The organism is Streptomyces sp. 11x1 (assembly GCF_032598905.1).
GTDB lineage: Bacteria > Actinomycetota > Actinomycetes > Streptomycetales > Streptomycetaceae > Streptomyces.
In genome coordinates, this window is record NZ_CP122458.1 from 8,459,619 (window position 1) to 8,481,284 (window position 21,666).

The following is a 21,666-nucleotide window of genomic DNA, read 5'->3' on the forward strand; positions in this document are numbered from 1 at the left end:
CGGCGACCATGGCCACGGGCGCGACCTTCGAGGAGGCCCGGCAGGAGATCTCCAAGGTGGCCTCTCGCCTGTTCGGCACCGAGATTCTCGTCGCCTACGCCCCGGAGCGCGTCCGGTTCGACCCCCGCCCGGTCACCGCGGAACCCCGCCCCGACCTGCTGCCCGCCCTCGCCCATGCCTTCGTCTCCGCCACCGAACGCGCCCTGAGCCAAGGAGTGCTGCACGACTACCGGGAGACGCGCGACACCCTGCCCGTGGTACGCGGCCGTATCCGTCACGCCGACCAGATCCGCCGCAGACCGGGCGTCCCCGTGCCCCTGGAAGTACTCTACGACGACCACACACCCGACATACCGGAGAACCGCCTCCTCCTCGCCGCCGTGCGCCGCCTGCTGCGCGTTCCCGGTCTAGACCCGGACCAGCGCGGCGCCCTCGGGCGGCTCACCGCCCGTCTGGACGGCGTCAGCATCCTGCCCACGGGAGCCCCGGCGCCCCAGTGGACGCCCGGCCGTCGTAACGCCCGTTACTCCCACGCTCTCGTCCTCGCCGAGCTCGTCCTGCGCGGTGCCTCGTACGAACTGGGTGAGGACGGACCCATCGCCGTCGAGGGCATGTTCGTCGTCATGTGGCGGCTCTTCGAGGCGTACCTGGCGCGGGCAGTGGGCGAGGCCCTGCGTCACCGCGTCGGCGGCCGGCCCGAACCCCAGGACAGGAGCCACTTCCTCGACGCGGCGCGCAAGCACGTGCTCAAACCCGACCTGGTGCACTATCTGCCGTCGCCGCATGACGGCATCCCGCGCCCGGCCGCTGTCGTCGACGCCAAGTTCAAGACCAAACCAGGGCGGGACGATCTGTACCAGATGACTGCGTACTGCGTCCGTCTCGGCTTGGGCGAGGGACATCTCGTGTACGCGTCGGGCAAGGAAGGCGTGGTGGAAGTGCCCGTGGGGGACGGACGACTGAGGATCTGGCGGCATGTCGTCGACCTGTCCAGCCCCTGGCGGGACCTGGCCGCCACCATCGACGCGCTCGCCGAGACCATCGACACAGCACGGGCGGCATCCGCCGCGTGAAGGGGAGCGCCTGGGGGGATACCGGCGTGCGCGGAAGCGCGGCCCGTCGTACCACCCGGACCGGTGATTGCCAGGCATCGCGTGCCCGGCCCAACCCGTGCCCCACTACGGTGGGTTCATGTCCAAAAGGCGCCGCACGTCCGGCAAGAACCACAAGACCGGCGGCACGTCCCGGCAGGCTGTCGCCTTCCGCCCCGCCGCCCCGATGTCACACGCCCGGTTCGCCCAGGAGAGTGAACAGCTCGCGGAGCGGCACCCCGAGGACCGGGAGGCACTGCTTCGGGAAGCCGCCGAGGCATGGCTCGACGCGGGGGAGCACGACAGAGCTGTGACGCTCTACGAGCGGCTGCTGGATCCGGAGTCGGGCGGCTGCCAGGAGCCGGACATCGTGGACGCCTGGAGAATCAACGCGCTGTGGGAGGCCGGACGGGAGGACGACGCCCGTGCGGCGGCTGCCGAGTTCCGTGGCCGGCATCCCCGGGACGCGGGAGCCTGGAGCATCGTCGCCCAGGTCTTCGAGGCAGGAGACGACCTGGCGAGGGCCGCCGAGTGGTACACGGCAGGCATGACGCACGCCCTGGGTGTCGGCGCTGTCGTGACGACGGACATGGTCGGCGACTCTCCGGACCCCTTCGGTCTGGAGGAACTCGTCATCGGCCGCCACCGCGTACGGCGCCTGCTGGGCGAACCGCACGACGAATGGGACGACCTGGCCGACGTACTGCACGAACGGCGAGCCACCCCGCTGGCAGGCCGGGTGCGCCCGCTGGACGAACTGCACGACCCACTCCGTATGAAGCGGCTGGAGGAGGGCGGACCCGATGCCGTGCGGGCCGAGTTCGAGGCCCTCGCGGACGAGTTCGTCGAGGACGAACAGGTTTCCTCCGGCCCGGTGAAGGCGTGCGTCCTGTTCTGGCCGTCGGACGAGTTCGCGCGCCTGCTCCAGAGCTGGCCATCGGTCGCGGACGCGTACGGCGACGACCATGAGAGTCATCGCAGACAGGTCGAGCGCACGCTGCGAGAACTGTCGGACGAGGGCACGCCGCGCCTGGCCGTCGGCCGGGCATCGGTGAGTGGCCTCACGGCGTACACGGAGGCAGGGGAGATCGGTTCCCCCGAGATCCCCTCGGCCAGGTCCGCGTACGCCGCGGAGCTGGCCCGCGCGGGGCAGGCGGTCGATTGGCCGCCGCCGCGAAACGGGCCCTGCTGGTGCGGCTCGGAGCGCAAGTACAAGAAGTGCTGTGGGAATCCCGCGCTCATGTGAGCGTTCGGCGCCGCACCGCGTCGCACCGCACGGACACGTCCGCGGTGGGGTGCTGTCTGTGGGAACCCCACAGACAGCACCCCACGGCCCTGTCGCTCTCGTAATCGGTACCGGGCGGGGCGGGCGGATAGGTTCAGGGGGTACCAGACCTCAGAACGAAAGGGTGATCCGTTGAGCCGCTCGGTTCTCGTCACCGGAGGCAACCGGGGCATCGGCCTCGCCATCGCCCGCGCGTTCGCCGACGCCGGCGACAAGGTCGCCGTCACCTACCGCTCGGGGGAGCCGCCGGCCGGCTTCCTGGCCGTCAAGTGCGACATCACCGACCCCGAGCAGGTGGAGCAGGCCTACAAGGAGATCGAGGCCGAACACGGCCCGGTCGAGGTCCTGATCGCCAACGCCGGCGTCACCAAGGACCAGCTCCTGATGCGTATGTCCGAGGAGGACTTCACCTCGGTCATCGACACCAACCTCACCGGCACCTTCCGCGTCGTCAAGCGCGCCAACCGCGGCATGCTGCGCGCCAAGAAGGGCCGGGTCGTCCTCATTTCCTCGGTCGTGGGCCTCTACGGCTCGCCCGGCCAGGCGAACTACGCCGCCTCCAAGGCGGCCCTGGTCGGCTTCGCGCGCTCCCTCGCCCGTGAGCTGGGCTCACGCAACATCACCTTCAACGTCGTCGCCCCCGGCTTCGTCGACACCGACATGACCAAGGTGCTCACCGACGAGCAGCGGGCGGGCATCGTGCAGCAGGTGCCGCTCGGCCGGTACGCGCAGCCCGAGGAGATCGCCGCGACGGTGCGGTTCCTCGCCTCGGACGACGCCTCGTACATCACTGGAGCCGTCATCCCCGTAGACGGCGGACTGGGAATGGGTCACTGATCACCATGAGCGGAATCCTCGAGGGCAAGCGCGTCCTGATCACCGGTGTGCTGATGGAGTCCTCCATCGCCTTCCACACCGCCAAGCTGGCCCAGGAGCAGGGCGCCGAGATCATCCTCACGGCCTTCCCCCGGCCCACGCTGACCGAGCGCATCGCCAAGAAGCTCCCCAAGCCCACCAAGGTCATCGAGCTCGACGTCACCAACGACGAGCACCTCGGGCGCCTGGCCGACATCGTCGGCGAGGAGCTGGGCGGTCTCGACGGTGTCGTCCACTCCATCGGCTTCGCGCCGCAGGACGCCCTCGGCGGCAACTTCCTGAACACGCCCTTCGAGTCCGTCGCCACCGCGATGCACGTCTCGGCGTACTCCCTGAAGTCGCTGACCATGGCCTGCCTGCCGCTGATGCAGAACGGCGGCTCGGTCGTCGGTCTGACCTTCGACGCGAAGTTCGCCTGGCCCCAGTACGACTGGATGGGCCCGGCCAAGGCCGCCCTGGAGGCCACCAGCCGTTACGTCGCCCGGGACCTGGGCAAGCAGAACATCCGCTGCAACCTGGTCTCCGCCGGTCCTCTCGCCTCCATGGCCGCCAAGTCCATCCCGGGCTTCGGCGAGCTGGCCGCAGTGTGGGACGACCGTTCGCCGCTGGAGTGGGACCTCAAGGACCCCGAGCCGGCCGGCCGCGGTGTGGTCGCCCTGCTCAGCGACTGGTTCCCCAAGACCACCGGCGAGATCATCCACGTGGACGGCGGGCTGCACGCGATCGGCGCCTGAGCGACACCGCTGCTCCAGGCTCCGCCACCGCGCCGGGCTCCACCACCGTTCGAGGGCGCGCATCCATTCGGGTGCGCGCCCTCGGCGTACTCCTGTCCGCCGGGATCATCACCCGTTCGGCTCATCCGGCGGGCCTCCGGGGCCGGTTGCCGCGCACGCTGGACGTGCACCGCTCAGCCACTCGGCCGAGGAGGTCACCCTTGTGCGCATCTCCCGCAGCATCGCCCCAGCTGTCGTCGCCCTGGTTCTCGTCCTCACCCTCCCGTCCGAATCGGCACCGCACGCGCGCGAGGAGGCCGGGCAGCGGCACGCGCGCGTAAGGGTGGACGACAAGCCCGAAGAGCCCGATTCGTTCGGGGCGGCCTGCTACAGCACCGTCACCGGTTCCCAGGTGGTCGGGTACTGCTTCAACCCCCACTCGGTCGTCGACCACGTCCGTCTGCACATCGAGTGCGCGCGGTGGTGGGACATCGACAGCGACAGCGCCGCGGTCGAGACCACTCCCGCGCGGACGGTACGGCTCGCCGGCCGCTGCTGGAAGGAGGTCCGCTCGGTGTGGTTCAGCCACCAGCGGGGGGAGGGCTGACAGCGGGCGGTGGGCCGACCCGGCCGGGACGGCAGTGGAACGGATAGCCGGCCGCCTCCGCCGCGGCGGTCCGAGCGTCACCCGCGCGGATCGCGTCCACCAGCGGGGCGTGGTCCATGTACGTCTCCGGCGTCAGCTCCTCGCCCACGTCACCGCGCAGCCAGTCCCGCAGGACCTCGCCCAGGTCCGCGTAGACCGTCGTCACGACGTCGTTGTGGGACGCGGCCACGACCGCCATGTGGAAGGTCGCGTCGGCGGTCACGAAGGCCTCCGCGTCGCCCGAGGCCCATGCCTGCTCGCGGCGCGCCAGGAGCGCGTCCAGCTGCCTGAGGTCCTTGTCGGTGCGCCGCTCGGCCGCCAGCTTCGCCGCGCTCGACTCCAGGGCGGAGCGCAGCTCGGCGATATGGCTCGGGTCGGCGTCCGCGAAGCGGCGGTGCATCACGCCGGCGAGCTCGCTGGTCGCGACGACATAGGTGCCGGAGCCCTGGCGGATGTCCAGCAGACCGTTGTGCGCGAGCGCGCGGACGGCCTCACGGACGGTGTTCCGGGCGACACCCAGCTCCGCGACCAGCTCGGGCTCGGTGGGGATGCGTGAGCCGACCGGCCACTCGCCCGAGGTGATCTGGTTCCGCAGCGCGGCGATGACCTGCTCGGACAGTGCCGATCGGCGGGGATGGCTCAGCGGCATGGCATACCTTCGCACGAAGTGACCGACCGGGAGCAGCCGACCCATGGACAAGCATTCATCCTATGATTCTATGATAGGTGCCATGGTGAGCGAGGAGACTTCGACGACGACCTTCACACCGGAGCGGACACCGTCCGGAACACCCGTGTCCGACCGGGCCGCGGCCGAACCCCGGGCGTCCTCCACGCGCGCGTGGAGGACCCGCCTCCTGGTCGTCGGCATCGTCCTGACGGCCCTCAACCTCCGCCCCGCCATCACCAGCCTCGGCGCCCTCCTCGAAGAGGTGCGCGCCGGGCTCGGCATGAGCGGCAGCGTCGCCGGGCTCCTCACCTCCGTGCCCCCGCTCTGCTTCGCCCTCTTCGGTGTCATGGCGCCCCGGCTCGCCCGCCGGTTCGGTCCGGCCACCGTCGTCTGCGCGGGCATGGCCGCCGTCGCCGCCGGCCTGCTGATACGGCCGTACGCCGGCGGCACGGCCGGGTTCGTGGCCGCGAGCGCCCTCGCCCTCATGGGCATCGCCGTCAGCAACGTCCTGATGCCGGTCATCGTCAAGCGCTGGTTTCCGGACCGGGTCGGCTCCATGACGGGCCTCTACTCCATGGCCCTGGCCCTCGGCACCTCCGCCGCCGCCGCGATCACCGTGCCCATGACCGAGGCGTTGGGCGGGAGTTGGCGGACCGGGCTGGCGGTGTGGGCGCTGCTCGCGACGGCGGCCGTGGTGCCGTGGCTCCCGTCGCTCCGGGACCGCCACCGGGGCGCGCGCCCCGCGGAGCACCCCGGGGGAGCGCCGCGCACCGCGCGCGAGGCGGCGCCCGCCCTGCGGATCACCCGGAGCCGTACCGCCTGGGCGCTCGCCGTCTTCTTCGGCCTCCAGGCCACCGCCGCCTACATCGCGATGGGGTGGATGGCGCAGATCTTCCGCGACGCCGGGGTCCCGGCCGGCACGGCGGGGCTGTTGCTGGCCGTCACCATGGTGATGGGCGTGCCACTGGCCTTCGTGATCCCCCGGCTCGCCACCCGCCTGCCCCACCAGGGGCCGATCGTGGTCGCCCTGGGCGTCTGCGGCCTCCTCGGGTACGGCGGCCTGCACCTCGCCCCGGCGGAGGGCGCCTGGGCGTGGGCGGTGCTGATCGGCATCGCCAACTGCTCCTTCCCGCTCGCGCTCACCATGGTCGGCATGCGGGCCAGGACCGGCGCGGGCGTCGCCCAGCTGTCCGCCTTCGCACAGAGCACGGGCTACCTGATCTCCATCCCCGGCCCGCTCCTCGTCGGCGTGCTCTACCAGCACAGCGGCGGCTGGGGCCTGCCCCTCGCCCTCATGGCCGCCCTGATGCTCCCGCAGATCGCCGTGGGCGTCCTGGCGGGCCGCGACCGGGTGGTGGAGGACGAGGCGGCCCTCTGAGGCGGACCCGGGGGCCCCACCCGGGGACAGGGGTGCGAGACTGGGCGCATGCCAGTGCTCGACCCGAACCCCCAGAACGGCCAGAAGAAGATGCTCCTGGTCTTCGGCTCGTTCCTCGCCATCTTCGTCGTCATCGGGATCATCGCGGCCATCGCGTCACCCTGACCGCTCGGAAGTCGTCCGGTGGTGGGGATAACCCCCCATCCCCTAGGGGGCGAGTCTCAGGGTGAAGTGGGTGGATCACCGGATGGGGCGGACCGCCCCCGTTCCGTAACGTCGGGATGTGGCCGCAGGGGACCCGCGAGGGCCCACGGAGGACCCGGCCACGAGGACTCGCAGACCACGGAGGCGGCATGTCGGCCCGTACGCACCCCCGGCCCCACCCGGCGACCACGAGCGGCGTCGGCGTCCGGCTCCCCTGGTGGGCGGTCGCCCTGCCCGCCCTCGCCTTCGTCACGCTCCTGCTGCTGATCTCGGACCCCGCGCAGGCCCAGGCCGCCGACGGGGACCCCGTGATCGCCGACCTCCTGGAGCGCATACGGAACGCCCTGGCGAGCCACACACCGTGACGAGCGTCCGGCCCACCGGAAGCACATGTACCGGTGGCGGGTATCCGCACTTCAACTCCCTGCGCCCCGTGGCCTGTTTCGTGCGAAGCTGGGACGCATGAGCGTCGCAGAATCCCGCAGGATTGTCCTCTTCCGGCATGCGAAGGCCGACTGGCCCCAGGTTTCCGACCACGAGCGGCCGCTCGCCGACCGGGGCCGCATGGACGCCGCCGTCGCCGGCCGCAAGTTGGCCGACTCCGGAATCCCCTTCGACCTTGCCCTCTGCTCCACCGCCGTCAGGACCCGCGACACCTGGAAGTTGGCCGTTCATGAACTGCCCGAGCGGCCGAAAACGGTCTACGAGGAGCGGATCTACGAGGCCTCGCCCGGTGAGTTGATCGCCCTGCTCAACGAAACCCCGGACGACACGCAGAACGTCGTGCTGATCGGCCACAACCCAGGAATCCAGGGCCTCGCCGACATCCTCGCCGGCAGTTCCGAGGGCGACGCACGCGAGCGCATGAACCGCCACGGGTTCCCGGCCGCCGCCTTCGCGGTGCTCACCTTCGAGGGAGCCTGGAAGAGCCTGGAGCCGGGCGTGACCACCCTGGCCGACTACTGGGCGCCCACCGAGTAACGCCGCCGCGTAGCCGACCTCCGGCACGCGGGACCCGGCACGACAGGGGCCCGGCACCATCTGGTGCCGGGCCCCTGTCGTGTGCTTCGTCTCGTCTCTTCCTACTCGTCCTACTCGTCGTGCGTGTCCGCCGCCTCGACCTCTTCACGAGTCACCCCGAGGAGATACAGCACGGTGTCGAGGAAGGGGAAGTTCACCGCGGTGTGGGCGGCCTCGCGCACGACCGGCTTGGCGTTGAAGGCGACGCCCAGACCGGCCGCGTTGAGCATGTCGAGGTCGTTCGCGCCGTCGCCGATCGCCACGGTCTGGGCCAGCGGGACCCCCGCCTCGGCGGCGAACCGGCGCAGCAGCCGTGCCTTGCCCGCCCGGTCCACGATCTCGCCCACGACCTTGCCGGTGAGCCTGCCGTCGACGATCTCCAAGGTGTTGGCCTGCGCGAAGTCGAGGCCCAGCCGCTCCTTCAGGTCGTCCGTGACCTGGGTGAACCCGCCCGACACGACACCGACTTGGAAGCCGAGCCGCTTCAGCGTACGGATCAGTGTGCGCGCGCCCGGCGTGAGCCGGACCTCGCTGCGCACCTTCTCCACGACCGAGGCGTCCAGCCCCTCCAGCAGCGCCACGCGCGCGTGCAGCGACTGCTCGAAGTCCAGTTCGCCACGCATCGCCTTCTCCGTGACCTCGGCGACCTCCTTCTCGCATCCGGCGTGCGCCGCGAAGAGCTCGATCACCTCGTCCTGGATGAGCGTGGAGTCGACGTCCATCACCACCAGCCGCTGGGCCCGGCGGTGCAGCCCCGCCGCGACCACGGCGACGTCCACGCCGAGTGCCACCGACTCGGTGACCAGCGCGGTCCGCAGCGTCTCGGGCTCCGTGCCGGACACCGCGAACTCCACTGCCGTCACCGGGTACTTGGCGAGCCGGAAGATACGGTCGATGTTGCCGCCGGTGGCCGTGATCCGGGCGGCGATGCGGGCGGTGGACTCGGCGGTCAGGGGGTGGCCCAGCACGGTGACGTGGGAGCGGCCGAGACCGCGGGGCCGGTTGTCGCCCAGGCCGGAGATGATCTCCGCCTGCATCTTCATCGACTCCGCCCAGCTGTGCACGGTCGCCCGCAGGTCGCCCTCCTGCCCGGCGGGCGGCTCGGTCACGAGCGCGCACAGCACGATCCGGCCACGGGTGACGACCTGCTCGATGTCGACCACGTCGACGGAGTACGCGGCGAGGGTGTCGAACAGCCCGGCGGTGATCCCCGGCCGGTCCTTGCCGAAGATCTTGACGAGGAGGGTGGGGATGTCAGAGGAGGTCTGCGAAGCGCTCATGATGGGCCAACCGTATCCGGCGCCCCGTGCCTTTTGCCCCTGAGGTCCGCCCAGCGGACGGAGAACAGTGGGTAACCGCCGGCTGAAGCGCACCGGGATCCCGCACGACACCCTCGGAGGCCGGCTCCCGTGTGAATGCGGCTGCCGGCCCCCAGGGGCGCCGCCGCGCGGTCGCCGCAGGCCGGAGAGCTTGCCTGACATGGTCCCGTACGTGCCTCGGGCCCCGCCTTGCGCGGCCCCGTTCGTGGCCGGGGCCCATCCGGCTGACCGTGCCACCCGTAGGGGGCCGCTCGGGCCGACCCGGCGGCTGTGGGGGCCGGTCGGGTGGCCCAGCCGCTGCGGGGGCCCGTCCTGCCGACCCGCCGCTGCGGAGGGCCTGCCTGGCGTGGCTCGCCGCTCTAGGGGCCATCTGGCAGCTCCCGCTCCGGCTGGCTGAAGCCTCGCCCTAAAGTGGCACCGCCCCCGGGCCGCTGTAGGGCCGCCTGCTGCCCCCGCTCCGGCCGGCTGGAGGCTCGCCCCGCGGGGCCCAGCCCCCGCCGGAGGCACGCCCCGCGCCTCTCACGGGGCCTCTCACCGCCCGCGTGGGCCTCGCGGCGGGGGAGGAGGCGGGGGCGGCCTCTCCTCCGGTGGAGGCGGCGGTGCCGGCCAGATGCCTGATCCCGAACGCGAACCAGATCCTGATCCCGACCCTGATCCCGACCCTGATCGCGAGCCCGTCCCGGAACCTGCCCCCGTCCCGGAACCTGCCCCCGTCCCGGAACCTGACCCAGACCCAGACCCAGCCCCCGACCCCGGCCTAGATCCTGATCCCGGCCTAGATCCCGACCCTGATCCTGAGCCCGACCCGGAACCTGCCCCCGTCCCGGAACCTGACCCTGACCCTGACCCTGACCCAGACCCAGACCCAGACCCAGACCCAGACCCAGCCCCTGACCCAGACCCAGCCCCCGACCCCGGCCTCGGCCTCGGCCCCCCTCCGGACCCCGCCCCCGACCCCGGCCACTGCCGCGGCCGTTGGGACGGCGGTGTGAACCGCCGGGCCACCGTGGGTGCCCCGTACACATCAGGCGGTTCCGGCACAGCCTGCGCCCCGGAGCCCCCGGAGCCCCCGGAGCCCCCCGCACCCCGTCCGCCCCCTCCTTGCCTGCCCCGGCCCTCCCCGCCCGACCCGTCGCCGCCCCGCCCGCCCGACCCCTGCCCGGACTGGCGACGCTCGCCGTACTCGCCGTACTCGCCGTACTCACCGGGCCCCCGGTAACCCTGAGCCCGCGGCGCCCCCTGAGCCCCCGACACCCCCCGCAGCTCCTCCGGCAGCCTCAGGTACGGATTGGTGTCCGGGTTCGGCGGGCGGTACGGCGTAGCCGGCGTGTACGGTCCGGACGGCGTGTCGGCCCCCTGGGGCCCGGCGGTCGCCGCCGCCCCGCCCGCACCCCCGTCCCCACGGGCCAACGGCGACGCCCGCAGCCCGGCTGCCCGTGTCGCGCAGGCCAGCACCGCTCCGGCGGCCCCTGCCCCGGCTCCCCACAGCGCGCCCAGCACCACCGCCGTCGCCGTCCGCCCCCGCAGCTCCACGCCCGCGTCGAACGCGTCGATGCCGAACAGAGTCAGCGAGGCGTCCACCGACACCTGCGTCAACCACACGAGCAGCGGCAGTGCCACCGCCGTCGCGACCCCTAGCCGAAGCGCGCAGCGCCCGATGAAGCCGAGCACGCTCCCGCCCCGTGCATCCGCACCGGACACACCTCCGGCAGCGGTGGCAGCCGGGCCCCGTACGAACGGCGTACGCACGGCGGTCAGCACCCCCGCGTACAACATCATCAGCGCCGCCGCGAGGCCGAGCAGCCAGAGTCGCCCGTCCAGTTCGGCGAGGCGGCCGAGGGTGACGGGTTCGCTCGCGTCGACGCGCAACAGTTCCCCGAGCGGGTCGGGCAGGAGGTCGGCCAGTGCCCCGGTCGCCCCGCCGTCCCAGGGGACGAGGAGGCCGAGGGGGACGCCCAGCCAGACCCCGTTCGGAGCGCCGAGGAGGGCCGCGCCGGCGATCCGCCTCGGATGGGGGTCGCCGACCGCCGCGTACACCGCCGCGGCGAGCCCGGCCAGGACCGCCACCAGGAGCACCGTGACCATGGCGGACACGGCGGGCCGAGCGACCCGGTGCATCCAGTCGAGTCCGGGCGGCAGCGGAGTGCGGCGCGAGGCCAGCAGGGCGATGAGCAGCACGCCGAGGCACCAGGTCAGGCCGCCGAGGACGGTCGGCATGGTGTCGACCGTGAAACCGACCTTGGCGTCGGTCGAGGCGAGGTCGCCCAGCCGGTCCGGCAGCAGCCCGCCGCCGAGGTCGCCGAGGTCGCCGAGCCCGGGGATCTCGACGTTGTCGAGGTCGCCGCCGCCCGGCAGTTGTTCGTCGATGCCGAGGCGGCTGCCGTCGAGGGTGACGACCGCGTTCCCGGCCCAGGCCAGCCCGCCCATCAGGGCCGCGAACAGCGCGAGCACCGCGCCCGCGCGCGCGAGGAGTTCGCCGGCCGGGACGACAACTCCCGTGCCGCGCAAGGAGCGTAGGAAGAACCAGGACAGCAGGAGCGCACCCACGAGGCTGACACCCAGTGGCGTGATCTCGATGGCGGTGGTCGCCTGGGCCCCTTCCAGGCCCATCACGGACACATCGCCGGACGGGGTCACCGACCCACCCGCCCCGAGCGCCACAACCGCCGCGGTCATGGGCCCGAGTTGGCCCGCCGCGTCGGCTTCCAGCAGATGCAGACCGAGCGCCGCCGCCCCGGCCATGCCGATCAACGCCCAGCTCACGGCCGCGATCGCGGAGAACACCACGTCCCCCCACGGCACGCGCCTGCCATGGTCAACATACCGGTCGCTCATGGTCGGACCCCCCGATCCGCATCGCGGAGTTGCACCGCTGATGTCCCCCTCGCGGGGGATTACCACTCTCCGGCCCGGTTTCAACCCCGTCAACGGGGCGGGGAGATGCCCTCGTACGTTCTCTTCACAAGGCCCGACTTTCGGTCAGGGGGTCGAGCCTGAAATAGTTCCCCCCGATGTTCGACATCCCTAGACTCCCTGTGTTGGGGGTAATTCGGGGGACAACTCAGTGGGGCATGGAGTGCCGGAACTCGTACTGGAATTGAACGGACAAACCTGGACGCTCGATCCGTCCAGGGCATATACCCTCGGACGTGATCCGCAGGGGGACATCGTGTTCGACGACGCCAGGGTGTCCTGGCGTCACGCCACGATCAGCTTCGGCGGCCGTAGTTGGGTGATCGAGGACCACGGCAGCACCAACGGCACCTTCGTGCAGGGGCAGCGGATCCACCAGCTGGAGATCGGCCCCGGCTCGGCCGTGCACCTCGGCAACGCGACCGACGGACCGAGACTCAGCCTCTCGGGCACCGCCGCGTCCGTCGCGCAGCCCCAGCAGCAGCCGTACGCGGCGCAGGGCGCGAGCGCCGGATACGCCGGTCAGCAGACCCCGCAGCCGCAGGCGGGCTGGCAGCAGCCGCCGGCGGCACAGGTACCGCAGCAGCAGGGCTTCCCGCAGCAGGGCCCCGGTGGTGGCGCGGGGGCGCCGCCGGTCTATGGCGACCGCAGTCCGACCACGTTCCACCAGCTGGCCCTCGGCCGGGTGATGCGGATCGGTCGTGCGCTGGAGAACGAACTGGTGGTCTCCGACCTCCAGGTCTCGCGCCACCACGCCGAGTTCCACGCGACGCCCGACGGGCGCTTCGAGATCCGCGACCTAGGCTCGCACAACGGCACGTTCGTCAACGGTATGCCGATCGCCAAGGGCGGCTCGGCCCTCCTCGGCCCGAACGACATCGTCGGCGTCGGCCACTCGACGTTCCGTATCGTCGGCGACCGACTCGAAGAGTTCGTCGACACCGGTGACGTCTCCTTCTCCGCACGCCATCTGACGGTCACCGTCGACGGCGGCAAGCAGATCCTGAAGGACGTCTCCTTCGGTGTCCCGGAGAAGTCGCTCATCGCGGTCATCGGCCCGTCCGGTTCCGGCAAGTCCACCCTGCTGAAGGCGCTCACGGGCTACCGCCCGGCCAACCAGGGTGACGTCCTCTACGACAACCGGAACCTGTACAAGCAGTTCGCCGAGCTGCGTCAGCGCATCGGTCTGGTTCCGCAGGACGACATCCTGCACAAGGAGCTGACCGTCAAGAAGGCCCTCAAGTACGCGGCCAAGCTGCGCTTCCCGGCCGACACCACGGCCGCCGAGCGCGACGCCCGGATCGACGAGGTGCTGCGCGAGCTGAAGCTCGACATCCACAAGGACAAGAAGGTCACCTCCCTCTCCGGCGGCCAGCGCAAGCGTGTCTCGGTCGCCCTGGAGCTGCTGACCAAGCCGTCGCTGATCTTCCTGGACGAGCCGACCTCCGGCCTCGACCCGGGCATGGACCGCGACGTCATGCAGCTGCTGCGCGGCCTCGCCGACGACGGCCGTACGGTCCTGGTGGTCACCCACTCGGTGGCCGAGCTGGCGATCTGCGACAAGCTCCTGGTGATGGCCCCGGGCGGTTCGGTGGCGTACTTCGGTCCGCCCGAGGAGGCCCTGAACTTCTTCGGCTACGAGACCTGGGCCGACGTCTTCTCCGCCTTCGAGAACTACCGCGACTACGACTGGGCGGGCCGCTGGAAGGGCTCGCAGCACTACCAGATGTACGCCGCGGACATCGACGCCGTCGCCCCGCAGTCCGTGCACATGCCGCCGCCGCAGTCGATGCGTCCGCCGAAGCCGCAGGGCTGGTTCTCCCAGCTCGGCACCCTGGTCCGGCGCTATGTCTCCGTCATCGCGTCCGACAAGGGCTTCCTGGCGCTGACGGTGATCCTGCCGGCCGTCCTCGGCGCGGTGAGCCTGCTCATCGACCCGGACAAGGACCTGCTGGTCCGGAAGATCAACCCGGCGACGAATCTGCCCATCCCGAACGGCACGGCCACCACGGTGCTGCTGATCCTCGCGGTCGGCGCGTGCTTCGCGGGCGCCGCCAACTCCGTCCGAGAGCTGATCAAGGAACGGGTGATCTACGAGCGGGAGCGGGCTACCGGTCTGTCCCGCTCGGCGTACCTGATGTCCAAGGTGATCGTCCTCGGCGCGGTGACCGTGTTCCAGGGCGCGATGGTCGGCGCGATCGGGTTCTCCAGCCGGACGATCCCGGACGAGGCGCTGATCTTCGGTGAGGGCAAGGTCGCCGTCATGCTCGAACTCTCCATCCCGATCATGGGGCTCGGCTTCACGTCCATGATGTTCGGCCTGGTCATCTCCTCGCTGGTGAAGACCGCCGAGAAGACGATGCCGCTGCTGGTCATGTTCGCGATCGTCCAGGTCGTCTTCACCGGCTGCCTCTTCGCCCTGCACGGCAGCCCCGGCGTCAACGAGTTCTCGTACCTGATGCCGTCCCGCTGGGCGGTCGCCGCCGCCGGTGCCACGCTGGACTTCAACAACATCAGCCCGCCGAAGGAGGCCGGCGACACCGACCCGCTGTGGGACCACACGGTCGGCGCGTACAGCCTCGACATGATCGCCCTCATCGTGCTCGGGGTGATCTGCGGCTTCCTCGTGGCCCGCTTCCTGCGTCGCCACGAGCCCGAGGTCATGCGGAAGTAGTCCACGGGCAGTGACGTACGAAGGGCGGCACCCGAACCGGGTGCCGCCCTTCCTCGTCTCAGAGGTCCCGCGCGGGCCTCAGTACGCGCTGTTGACGTTGTCGATCGAGCCGTAGCGGTCGGCGGCGTAGTTCGCGGCGGCCGTCAGGTTGGCGACCGGGTCGTACTGGCTCTTCTTCGTGCCCGGCACGTGGTAGGCGTCGAAGGTCGGCTTGATGACCTGCAGCAGACCGATCGACGGAACGCCGTTCTGGGCGTTGATGTCCCAGTTGTTGATGGCGTTCGGGTTGCCCGAGGACTCCCGCATGATGTTCTTGTGCAGGCCGTTGTAGGTGCCCGGGATCTTGTGCTTCTTCATGATGTCGAGGGCCTCGCGGATCCAGCCGTCGAGGTTGTTCGGGTACGACTTCGCGGCGGCGGCCTTGACCTGGGCGGCGCGCTTGGCGGACCGGCTCGCGGCCTCCTTCTTCGCGCGCTCCTGCTCGGCCTTCTTCTTCGCGGCAGCGGCGGCGGCCTTCTTCTCGGCGTCGGCGGCCTGGTTCGTCACGCTGGCCTTCGCGGCGGGGGCCGGGTTCTGGCTGAACGCCGCCGGAGTCGCGGACACGGTCTGCGTGGCGGTCTGAGCCTCGGCCGGCACCAGCGAGAACGCGAGGGCGGCGGCACCGAAGGCGGCCACGCCGGCGAACGAGAGCTTGTGGGTCTTGGTCAGCGCGAGACTGTGGCCGGGGATCTTGGCGTTCTTGAGCATGAGTGATGGACCTCTTCGAATAGCGCGGAGGTCGCTCTGCGTGCCAGGTGGGGGACACAGCTGTTCCAGCACAAACGCCGCGGGATGACCCGCGGCGTCGAGCGACGGTTGCCATTCTTAGCGGCCGCAAAATCGCGTGGCAAAGGCGTGACGTACGATGCTGCTTAGTTGTACGGGAACCGGCAAAATAGGACAGATCGCACCGTCCTTCCCGCTCATACCGCCCGTATGCATCTCCTAGGCGCCTTCGTACGTGATGTGCGCCCTATGGGGGGCCTCACACGGCCCGGGTGCTGTCTTCACAGTCCGTTGCGGACGCAATGCGCTACGTGAGGCACGTCTCCGGCAGGATCAGATGCACGTCCCCGAACTCGTGCCACAGATAACGCCCCGCGACCGCGGCCTCGTACGCGCGGTCGATCGCCGCCCGCCCCGCGACCGCCTCCAGCATCAGCAGGTGCGAGGCCTCCGGCTCGTGCAGCCCGGTCAGCAGCCCGTCGACCGCCCGCACCCCGCGCTCCGGCGTCACCACCAGATCCGTCCAGCCCTCCCGCGCCCGTACGACGCCGTCGGACCCGGTCGCCGACTCCACAGCCCGCACCGCCGTCGTCCCCACCGCCAGGACCCGCCCCTCGCCCGCCCGCGCCGCGTTGATCAGCCGCGCAGAGACCTCCGGCACCGCGAACCGCTCCGGGTACGGCGGCTCGTGCGCCTCCGCCGACGCGACCCCGGTGTGCAGCGAGACCGGCGCGAACTGCACGCCCCGGCTCACCAGCTCCGCCACCAGCCGGGCCGTGAACGGCCGCCCGGCGCTCGGCATCTCCGCACTGCCCGCCCCGTCCTCGGACGGCAACGCGAACACCGTCTGGTACACGGACAGCGGTTGGTCCCGATCGGTGTAGGAGTAACGGATGGGCCGCCCGTGTTCCCGGAGCAGCCCGGCGACGGCCGACGAGGACACCCGGGCCCACCACAACCGTTCCCCCCGCTCGCTCAGGGGCTCCTCCAGGACCAGCCGAACGCCACGGGCCAGCCGCACCTCCGTCCCCGCCGGACCGCCCGCACGCGCGCGCGTGGTGCCGCGCCCGTCCGGATCCCGCAGCTCGACCGCCCACCGGCCGTCGTCGCCCCGCGTGGAGAAGTGCACCACCACGCGCGCGTGCCCGATCCTCCCGTCCACCGCCGCCGCCAGCGTCGGCGAGGTGTTGACCACCAGCAGATCGCCCGCCGTCAACAGCCGCGGCAAGGCCGCGAACGCGTGGTGCGACACCTCTGTCCCCCGCTCTGTCCCCCGCGAGAGAAGCAGGCGTACGCCGTCCCGGTCGAGGCCCGGCCCGCGCTGCTCGGCGGGCACGCGCGCGTGCAGCTCCTCCGGCACCCGCACCGTCGCCGTCGTCATCGCCCCTCCAGCAGCGACGGCGCCGCGTAACGGCCACTGACCGGCCGCTCGTCGAGCAACCGAAGGAAGGCCGGCACCACACCGGCCGGCGACGGCCGCGGACCGTCGTCCTCCGGTACTGCGGCCGCGTACAGGTCCGTGCCCATGTCCCCGGGATCAACGGCCCACACCCGCAGTTCCGGCTCCTCCTCCGCCAGCACCGCCGACAGCTGGTCCAGCGCCGCCTTCGAGGCCCCGTACCCGCCCCACGTCGCGTACGCCTCGGCCGCCGCGTCCGAACTGACGTCGATCACCGTGCCCGCACCCGAGGCCCGCAGCAGCGGCAGCGTCTCCTGGACCAGCCCCAGCGCTGCCACCACATTCACCTCCAGCGCCCGCCTCAGCCCGTCCAGGGGCAGCTCCTCCAGCCGTACGAGCGGCTCGGCGCCCAGCGCGCTCGCGTTGTTCACCAGCAGGTCCACCCCGCCCAGCGCCCGCGCGGCCGCCACCAGCTCCGCCCGGTGCCCGGCGTCCGTGACATCCCCCGCCAGGGCCTCCACCCGCGTCCCGTGCCCCGACAACTCCGCCGCCGTCTCCTTCAAAAGCCCGGCGGCCCTGGCGTCGAGCACCAGATCCCACCCGCGCTCCGCCAGCGCCGCGCCCAGTGCCCGGCCCAGCCCCTTCGACGCCCCCGTGATGATCGCTACCGGCATGACATCCGTCCCCTCGTCCTCGCCCGCCTCCGAACCGGGCGGCGGTGATCCCAACGTAGGAACCGCACCGCCCCCACCGCCTCGTACGCGGGCCGCAGAGCCCCGGGGCCCTTCGCCCTAGGTCATCGGGCCGGGCCCAGGGGCCTGGGCCCGGTCGCAGGCCGCCGGACCCGCATCCCCGGACCTAGGTCCGGTCGTAGGCCCAGGGCCTAGGGCCGAGGGCCCCGGTGAGGCCTCCGGCGGTCCGATCCGCGCCGTCGGACCCCGCCGGTACGGTGAGGTCATGAGTCAAGGTCCCCGGTCCGGCCTCGCCGCGGTGAGCAGCGCCCTGCTGGCCATGAGCAGGCACCTGGAGGTGCGCGACGTCCTCAAGACGATCGTCGCCTCCGCGCGTGAGCTGCTGGACGCGGAGTACGCCGCGCTCGGCGTCCCCGACGACCACGGAGGCTTCGCCCAGTTCGTCGTCGACGGCGTCAGCGACGCCCAGTGGAAGGCCATCGGCCCGCTGCCGCGCCAGCACGGCATCCTCGCCGCGATGCTCCACCAGGCCACCCCCGAGCGCCTGGCCGACGTCCGCAAGGACCCCCGCTTCGAGGGCTGGCCCAGCGCGCACCCCGACCTGATCGACTTCCTGGGCCTGCCCGTCCGCGACGGCGACGAGGTCATCGCCGCCCTCTTCCTCGCCAACAAACGCTGCCCCAAGCCCGAGGGGGGCTGCGGCTTCACCGAGGAGGACGAGGAACTGCTGTCGATCCTCGCCCAGCACGCCGCCATCGCCCTGACCAACGCCCGCCTCTACGAGCGCAGCCGCGAGCTGACCATCGCCGAGGAACGCTCCCGGCTCGCCCACGAACTCCACGACGCCGTCAGCCAGAAGCTGTTCTCCCTGCGCCTGACCGCCCAGGCCGCCGCCACCCTGGTCGACCGGGACCCTTCCCGCGCCAAGGGCGAACTCCAGCAGGTCGCCGCCCTCGCCGCCGAAGCCGCGGACGAGCTGCGCGCCGCCGTCGTCGAACTCCGCCCCGCCGGGCTCGACGAGGACGGCCTGGTCGCCACCCTGCGCACCCAGGTCCATGTCCTGGACCGCGCCCACAGCGCCCGCGTCACCTTCTCCGGCCGCGGCGCCCGTGCGCTGCCCGCCGCCCAGGAGGAGGCCATGCTGCGCGTCGCCCAGGAGGCCCTGCACAACGCCCTGCGGCACTCGGCGGCGAAGCGGGTCGACGTCACGCTGGACCGGCACGGCGGCGGAGCCGTCCTGCGGGTCACCGACGACGGTGACGGTTTCGACCCCCAGGCCGTACGCCGCGCGGGACGCCACCTCGGCCTGGTCTCCATGCGTGACCGGGCGAGCGGGGTCGGCGGCAGGCTGACCGTGGAATCGGCGCCCGGCAAGGGCACGACCATCGAGATGGAGGTCCCCGGTGGCTGACGCGATCAAGGTGCTCCTCGTCGACGACCACCAGGTGGTACGCCGCGGACTGCGCACCTTCCTGGAGGTGCAGGACGACATCGAGGTCGTGGGCGAGGCCGCCGACGGCGCCGAGGGGGTCGCCCGCGCCGAGGAGCTGAGGCCCGACGTCGTCCTCATGGACGTCAAGATGCCCGGCATGGACGGCGTCGAGGCGCTCCGCAGACTCCGCGAACTCGACAACCCCGCGCGCGTGCTCATCGTCACCAGCTTCACCGAGCAGCGCACGGTCATCCCCGCCCTGCGGGCCGGGGCCGCCGGGTACGTCTACAAGGACGTCGACCCCGACGCCCTGGCCGGCGCCATCCGCTCGGTCCACGCCGGGCACATCCTCCTGCAACCGGAGGTCGCCGACGCCCTGCTGTCCCAGGAGGAGGCGGGCTCCGGCCAGGGAAGAGGCGGTTCACTCACCGAGCGGGAGCGCGAGGTGCTGGGCCTGATCGCCGACGGCCGCTCCAACCGTGAGATAGCCCGTGCGCTGGTGCTGTCCGAGAAGACGGTGAAGACCCACGTCTCGAACATCCTCATGAAGCTCGACCTGGCGGACCGGACCCAGGCCGCACTGTGGGCGGTACGCCGTGGTGTGACCGGATGATGTGCGGATTGTCCGGCAACACGGAGGGTTCCACTCCGGGCTGAGATTCATACTGTCGGGTGTATGTCACCCAAGTGGCGCATCCTGTCGGGACCCCCGGCGTTCTTCAGTGCGTGCTGCGTGCGACCGCCGCAGTGATCGCAAGGAAGGGCTCAAAGTGAAGAACCTGAAGAAGGCCGCCGCTGTCACGATGGTGGCCGGTGGCCTCGTCGCCGCCGGTGCCGGGATGGCCTCCGCCACCGACGGCGGGGCGCACGCCGACGGCAAGGCCATCGGCTCGCCGGGCGTCGTCTCGGGCAACGTCATCCAGGCCCCGGTCCACATCCCCGTGAACGCGGTCGGCAACAGCGTCAACGTCGTCGGCATCCTGAACCCGGCCTTCGGCAACCTGGGTGTCAACCACTGACGTTCCCGCCCCGGAGCACTCGTGACCACCGGCCTTCCAGGCACTCCCTGGAAGGCCGGTCAGGTATATCCGAAGTCGATTTCCTCCTGTGGTCGTCTCGTCCTGTGGTCGTTCCATCGCCCCAATGCGCCGAAGGGGCCCTTCCCGTCCTTCGCGCGTACCACCGCGGACCCACCGGGCGTCGATCAGCGCACGGCCCGTGGGCGGGCAGGACCCGTACGACGCAGGAGGAACGCAGCTCATGAACTTCGCCAAGAAGGCCGCTCTGACCGTCACCGCCGCCGGTCTCGCCGCGGGCGCCTCGTCCGGTGCCGCCGTCGCCGACTCCTCCGCGGACAGCGCCGCCGTGCATTGCCCCTGTGTCGGCTCCGGCCTCGACGTCCAGGTCCCCCTCGACGTCCCCGTCACGGTCACGGGCCTCAGCGCCAACCTCATCGCCGCGCTCAACCCGACGTTCGGCAACATCAGCGCCAACCACTGACACTCCGCTGTGCCCCGCGAACCCTCAGGATCGCGGGGCGCCAGGCCGCCGTCCCAACTGCGGGCAATCGTGCCGCTGGGGCGGTGGGGGCACCTCCCGCTCGAGCGAAGCCGAGAGTGGGGGAGGGCGGGCGCAGGCGGCACCCGGCAAGCGCCGGTGAGCGAACCCGCCCCCACCCAGCCGCAGCCGCCGGGCAACGCGCAACCGAGGGCCGACCCCCGCCGAACTACCGCCCCCGCTCCCGCTCCTCCACGAACGCGTTGTACGCCGCCACCTGCGCACGCCGAGCCGTCCGCTCCACCGGCCGCAGCGCCGCCGTCCGCGAGGCCATCTCGGAGGCGCTCACCGCCCCGCCGTGCCCGTTCTCGAACGCCACGGAGATCAGCAGCCCGATGCGCTGCGCCAGCTCCAGCACCCGTACCGCACGCGGTGGATACCCGGGCGCCAACACGTCCCGCCCCGGCTCGGCACGAGCCCGGTACGCGTCGATCGCCGCCTCCGCCACCGGCCCCGAGGCCGCCACGTCCAGCCGCGACAGCACCGCCGTCGCCTCCCGCAGCGCCTCCGCCAGCTCCCGTTCGGCCTCCCCGAGAGAGGGCACATCGGCCGGAGGCGCCTCCCGCACCTCCAGGCAGTGCCAGACGACCTCGACGTGCTCGTCGCCCTCGGGCCCCACCGAGGAGACCTCCGGCACCAGCCCGAGCGCACCGCCGTGGCAGACGACTGCCTCCTCCGCCTCCAACGCCAGTTTGTTGAACTCCGGCGGACCGCTCAGCCCCAGCGGATGCCCCGGCGCCGGCAGCGCGATCCGCAACCCGGTCACCCCGAGCGCCCGCAACCGTCCCAGCCCGAGCGTCAGCCCGACGGGCCCCGACTCGCCGGGCAGCCCCGCCACCCGGTGCACCGTGTCCTCCCCGACGATCGCGAGCACGGCGTCATCCGGCGAGACAAGTCCGGCAAGAAGGGCATTTCCCCATGAGGCGAGGCGTCCTGAGCGTGGTTCGGAGAGCATGTCCCCACCCTAAGGACGACCGAGGCGATGGGTGGCCCGGCCGGTGGCGTAGATTTCCCTATGGGCTGCGCCCACCC

Annotated in this window: 21 protein-coding genes; 14 read left to right on the plus strand and 7 right to left on the minus strand. The window is 71.8% G+C overall.

The window, feature by feature from the left end; genetic code table 11:
• Window positions 1-8 precede the first annotated feature (8 nt).
• From P8T65_RS37130 to P8T65_RS37150, 5 genes are all read left to right on the plus strand, one after another.
• Window positions 9-1,073, plus strand: coding sequence for a 5-methylcytosine restriction system specificity protein McrC (locus P8T65_RS37130; protein ID WP_316729655.1), 1,065 nt, complete (start codon window positions 9-11; stop codon window positions 1,071-1,073).
• A 118-nt stretch (window positions 1,074-1,191) separates the two neighbouring features.
• Entirely contained in the window at window positions 1,192-2,337 is a 1,146-nt protein-coding gene (locus P8T65_RS37135; RefSeq protein ID WP_316729657.1) for an SEC-C domain-containing protein, read from the plus strand.
• A gap of 171 nt (window positions 2,338-2,508) precedes the next feature.
• Window positions 2,509-3,213: a 3-oxoacyl-[acyl-carrier-protein] reductase gene (gene fabG, locus P8T65_RS37140; protein ID WP_230214253.1), complete on the plus strand. Its 705-nt coding sequence runs from the start codon at window positions 2,509-2,511 to the stop codon at window positions 3,211-3,213.
• A 5-nt stretch (window positions 3,214-3,218) separates the two neighbouring features.
• Window positions 3,219-3,986, plus strand: coding sequence for an enoyl-ACP reductase FabI (gene fabI / locus P8T65_RS37145; protein WP_045560796.1), 768 nt, complete (start codon window positions 3,219-3,221; stop codon window positions 3,984-3,986).
• 202 nt (window positions 3,987-4,188) lie between these two features.
• Window positions 4,189-4,572 carry a hypothetical protein gene (locus P8T65_RS37150; protein ID WP_316729662.1) on the plus strand — a complete coding sequence of 128 codons (384 nt, stop codon included), beginning with the start codon at window positions 4,189-4,191 and terminating at the stop codon, window positions 4,570-4,572.
• On the opposite strand, the gene P8T65_RS37155 is transcribed toward P8T65_RS37150, so the two are convergent.
• Window positions 4,547-5,260 (minus strand): FadR/GntR family transcriptional regulator, encoded by a 714-nt coding sequence (locus tag P8T65_RS37155; protein ID WP_316729664.1) that lies wholly within the window; start codon window positions 5,258-5,260, stop codon window positions 4,547-4,549. The genes P8T65_RS37150 and P8T65_RS37155 overlap by 26 nt on opposite strands.
• 70 nt (window positions 5,261-5,330) lie before the next feature.
• Between P8T65_RS37155 and P8T65_RS37160 the strand changes: the two genes are divergently transcribed.
• The 4 genes from P8T65_RS37160 (at window position 5,331) to P8T65_RS37175 (ending at window position 7,844) form a co-directional block, all read left to right on the plus strand.
• Window positions 5,331-6,659, plus strand: a complete 1,329-nt coding sequence (locus P8T65_RS37160; RefSeq protein ID WP_316729666.1) for an MFS transporter — start codon at window positions 5,331-5,333, stop codon at window positions 6,657-6,659.
• Window positions 6,660-6,707: 48 nt separating this feature from the next.
• A complete protein-coding gene (locus P8T65_RS37165; protein WP_005477623.1) occupies window positions 6,708-6,824 on the plus strand; it encodes an SGM_5486 family transporter-associated protein in 117 nt (38 codons plus the stop codon).
• Between the two features lie 188 nt (window positions 6,825-7,012).
• Complete coding sequence (locus P8T65_RS37170; RefSeq protein ID WP_316729671.1) at window positions 7,013-7,228, plus strand: hypothetical protein; 216 nt, start codon at window positions 7,013-7,015, stop codon at window positions 7,226-7,228.
• A 97-nt stretch (window positions 7,229-7,325) separates the two neighbouring features.
• On the plus strand, window positions 7,326-7,844 hold the full coding sequence (locus P8T65_RS37175) for a histidine phosphatase family protein (protein WP_316729673.1): 519 nt from the start codon (window positions 7,326-7,328) through the stop codon (window positions 7,842-7,844).
• A gap of 110 nt (window positions 7,845-7,954) precedes the next feature.
• Here the strand turns inward: P8T65_RS37175 and serB are convergent, their stop codons facing one another.
• Window positions 7,955-9,163, minus strand: a complete 1,209-nt coding sequence (serB, locus tag P8T65_RS37180) for a phosphoserine phosphatase SerB (protein ID WP_184895806.1) — start codon at window positions 9,161-9,163, stop codon at window positions 7,955-7,957.
• Between the two features lie 570 nt (window positions 9,164-9,733).
• Entirely contained in the window at window positions 9,734-12,037 is a 2,304-nt protein-coding gene (locus tag P8T65_RS37185; RefSeq protein WP_399101780.1) for a streptophobe family protein, read from the minus strand.
• Between the two features lie 241 nt (window positions 12,038-12,278).
• Here P8T65_RS37185 and P8T65_RS37190 point away from each other — a divergent pair, with 241 nt between their 5' ends.
• Window positions 12,279-14,789, plus strand: a complete 2,511-nt coding sequence (locus P8T65_RS37190) for an FHA domain-containing protein (protein WP_316729678.1) — start codon at window positions 12,279-12,281, stop codon at window positions 14,787-14,789.
• A 78-nt stretch (window positions 14,790-14,867) separates the two neighbouring features.
• On the opposite strand, the gene P8T65_RS37195 is transcribed toward P8T65_RS37190, so the two are convergent.
• From P8T65_RS37195 to P8T65_RS37205, 3 genes are all read right to left on the minus strand, one after another.
• A complete protein-coding gene (locus P8T65_RS37195) occupies window positions 14,868-15,536 on the minus strand; it encodes a transglycosylase SLT domain-containing protein (protein WP_316729680.1) in 669 nt (222 codons plus the stop codon).
• 325 nt (window positions 15,537-15,861) lie between these two features.
• Entirely contained in the window at window positions 15,862-16,935 is a 1,074-nt protein-coding gene (locus P8T65_RS37200; RefSeq protein ID WP_316729682.1) for an S-adenosylmethionine:tRNA ribosyltransferase-isomerase, read from the minus strand.
• Window positions 16,932-17,627, minus strand: coding sequence for an SDR family NAD(P)-dependent oxidoreductase (locus tag P8T65_RS37205; RefSeq protein WP_316729684.1), 696 nt, complete (start codon window positions 17,625-17,627; stop codon window positions 16,932-16,934). The genes P8T65_RS37200 and P8T65_RS37205 overlap by 4 nt, the downstream gene beginning before the upstream one ends.
• Before the next feature lie 283 nt (window positions 17,628-17,910).
• On the opposite strand from P8T65_RS37205, the gene P8T65_RS37210 reads away from it, so the two are divergent.
• The 4 genes from P8T65_RS37210 (at window position 17,911) to P8T65_RS37225 (ending at window position 20,577) form a co-directional block, all read left to right on the plus strand.
• The gene (locus P8T65_RS37210; protein WP_316729686.1) at window positions 17,911-19,056 is read left to right on the plus strand and encodes a GAF domain-containing sensor histidine kinase; all 1,146 of its coding nucleotides are present in this window, start codon (window positions 17,911-17,913) and stop codon (window positions 19,054-19,056) included.
• Window positions 19,049-19,690: a response regulator transcription factor gene (locus P8T65_RS37215; RefSeq protein WP_316729688.1), complete on the plus strand. Its 642-nt coding sequence runs from the start codon at window positions 19,049-19,051 to the stop codon at window positions 19,688-19,690. The genes P8T65_RS37210 and P8T65_RS37215 overlap by 8 nt, the downstream gene beginning before the upstream one ends.
• Window positions 19,691-19,847: 157 nt before the next feature.
• On the plus strand, window positions 19,848-20,096 hold the full coding sequence (gene chpE, locus P8T65_RS37220; RefSeq protein WP_033529228.1) for a chaplin ChpE: 249 nt from the start codon (window positions 19,848-19,850) through the stop codon (window positions 20,094-20,096).
• 241 nt (window positions 20,097-20,337) lie between these two features.
• Entirely contained in the window at window positions 20,338-20,577 is a 240-nt protein-coding gene (locus P8T65_RS37225; protein WP_316729692.1) for a chaplin, read from the plus strand.
• Window positions 20,578-20,803: 226 nt separating this feature from the next.
• On the opposite strand, the gene P8T65_RS37230 is transcribed toward P8T65_RS37225, so the two are convergent.
• The gene (locus tag P8T65_RS37230) at window positions 20,804-21,589 is read right to left on the minus strand and encodes a hypothetical protein (RefSeq protein WP_316729694.1); all 786 of its coding nucleotides are present in this window, start codon (window positions 21,587-21,589) and stop codon (window positions 20,804-20,806) included.
• Window positions 21,590-21,666: the final 77 nt, after the last annotated feature.

Excerpts from the sequence above, each read along its gene's own strand:
- P8T65_RS37130 (WP_316729655.1), top strand. The coding sequence starts at position 9 with ATGGCCACGGGCGCGACCTTCGAGGAGGCCCGGCAGGAGATCTCCAAG.
- P8T65_RS37135 (WP_316729657.1), top strand. The coding sequence starts at position 1,192 with ATGTCCAAAAGGCGCCGCACGTCCGGCAAGAACCACAAGACCGGCGGC.
- fabI (WP_045560796.1), top strand. The coding sequence starts at position 3,219 with ATGAGCGGAATCCTCGAGGGCAAGCGCGTCCTGATCACCGGTGTGCTG.
- P8T65_RS37155 (WP_316729664.1), bottom strand. The coding sequence starts at position 5,260 with ATGCCGCTGAGCCATCCCCGCCGATCGGCACTGTCCGAGCAGGTCATC.
- P8T65_RS37160 (WP_316729666.1), top strand. The coding sequence starts at position 5,331 with ATGATAGGTGCCATGGTGAGCGAGGAGACTTCGACGACGACCTTCACA.
- P8T65_RS37165 (WP_005477623.1), top strand. The coding sequence starts at position 6,708 with ATGCCAGTGCTCGACCCGAACCCCCAGAACGGCCAGAAGAAGATGCTC.
- P8T65_RS37170 (WP_316729671.1), top strand. The coding sequence starts at position 7,013 with ATGTCGGCCCGTACGCACCCCCGGCCCCACCCGGCGACCACGAGCGGC.
- P8T65_RS37175 (WP_316729673.1), top strand. The coding sequence starts at position 7,326 with ATGAGCGTCGCAGAATCCCGCAGGATTGTCCTCTTCCGGCATGCGAAG.
- serB (WP_184895806.1), bottom strand. The coding sequence starts at position 9,163 with ATGAGCGCTTCGCAGACCTCCTCTGACATCCCCACCCTCCTCGTCAAG.
- P8T65_RS37185 (WP_399101780.1), bottom strand. The coding sequence starts at position 12,037 with ATGAGCGACCGGTATGTTGACCATGGCAGGCGCGTGCCGTGGGGGGAC.
- P8T65_RS37195 (WP_316729680.1), bottom strand. The coding sequence starts at position 15,536 with ATGCTCAAGAACGCCAAGATCCCCGGCCACAGTCTCGCGCTGACCAAG.
- P8T65_RS37200 (WP_316729682.1), bottom strand. The coding sequence starts at position 16,935 with ATGACGACGGCGACGGTGCGGGTGCCGGAGGAGCTGCACGCGCGCGTG.
- P8T65_RS37205 (WP_316729684.1), bottom strand. The coding sequence starts at position 17,627 with ATGCCGGTAGCGATCATCACGGGGGCGTCGAAGGGGCTGGGCCGGGCA.
- P8T65_RS37210 (WP_316729686.1), top strand. The coding sequence starts at position 17,911 with ATGAGTCAAGGTCCCCGGTCCGGCCTCGCCGCGGTGAGCAGCGCCCTG.
- P8T65_RS37225 (WP_316729692.1), top strand. The coding sequence starts at position 20,338 with ATGAACTTCGCCAAGAAGGCCGCTCTGACCGTCACCGCCGCCGGTCTC.
- P8T65_RS37230 (WP_316729694.1), bottom strand. The coding sequence starts at position 21,589 with ATGCTCTCCGAACCACGCTCAGGACGCCTCGCCTCATGGGGAAATGCC.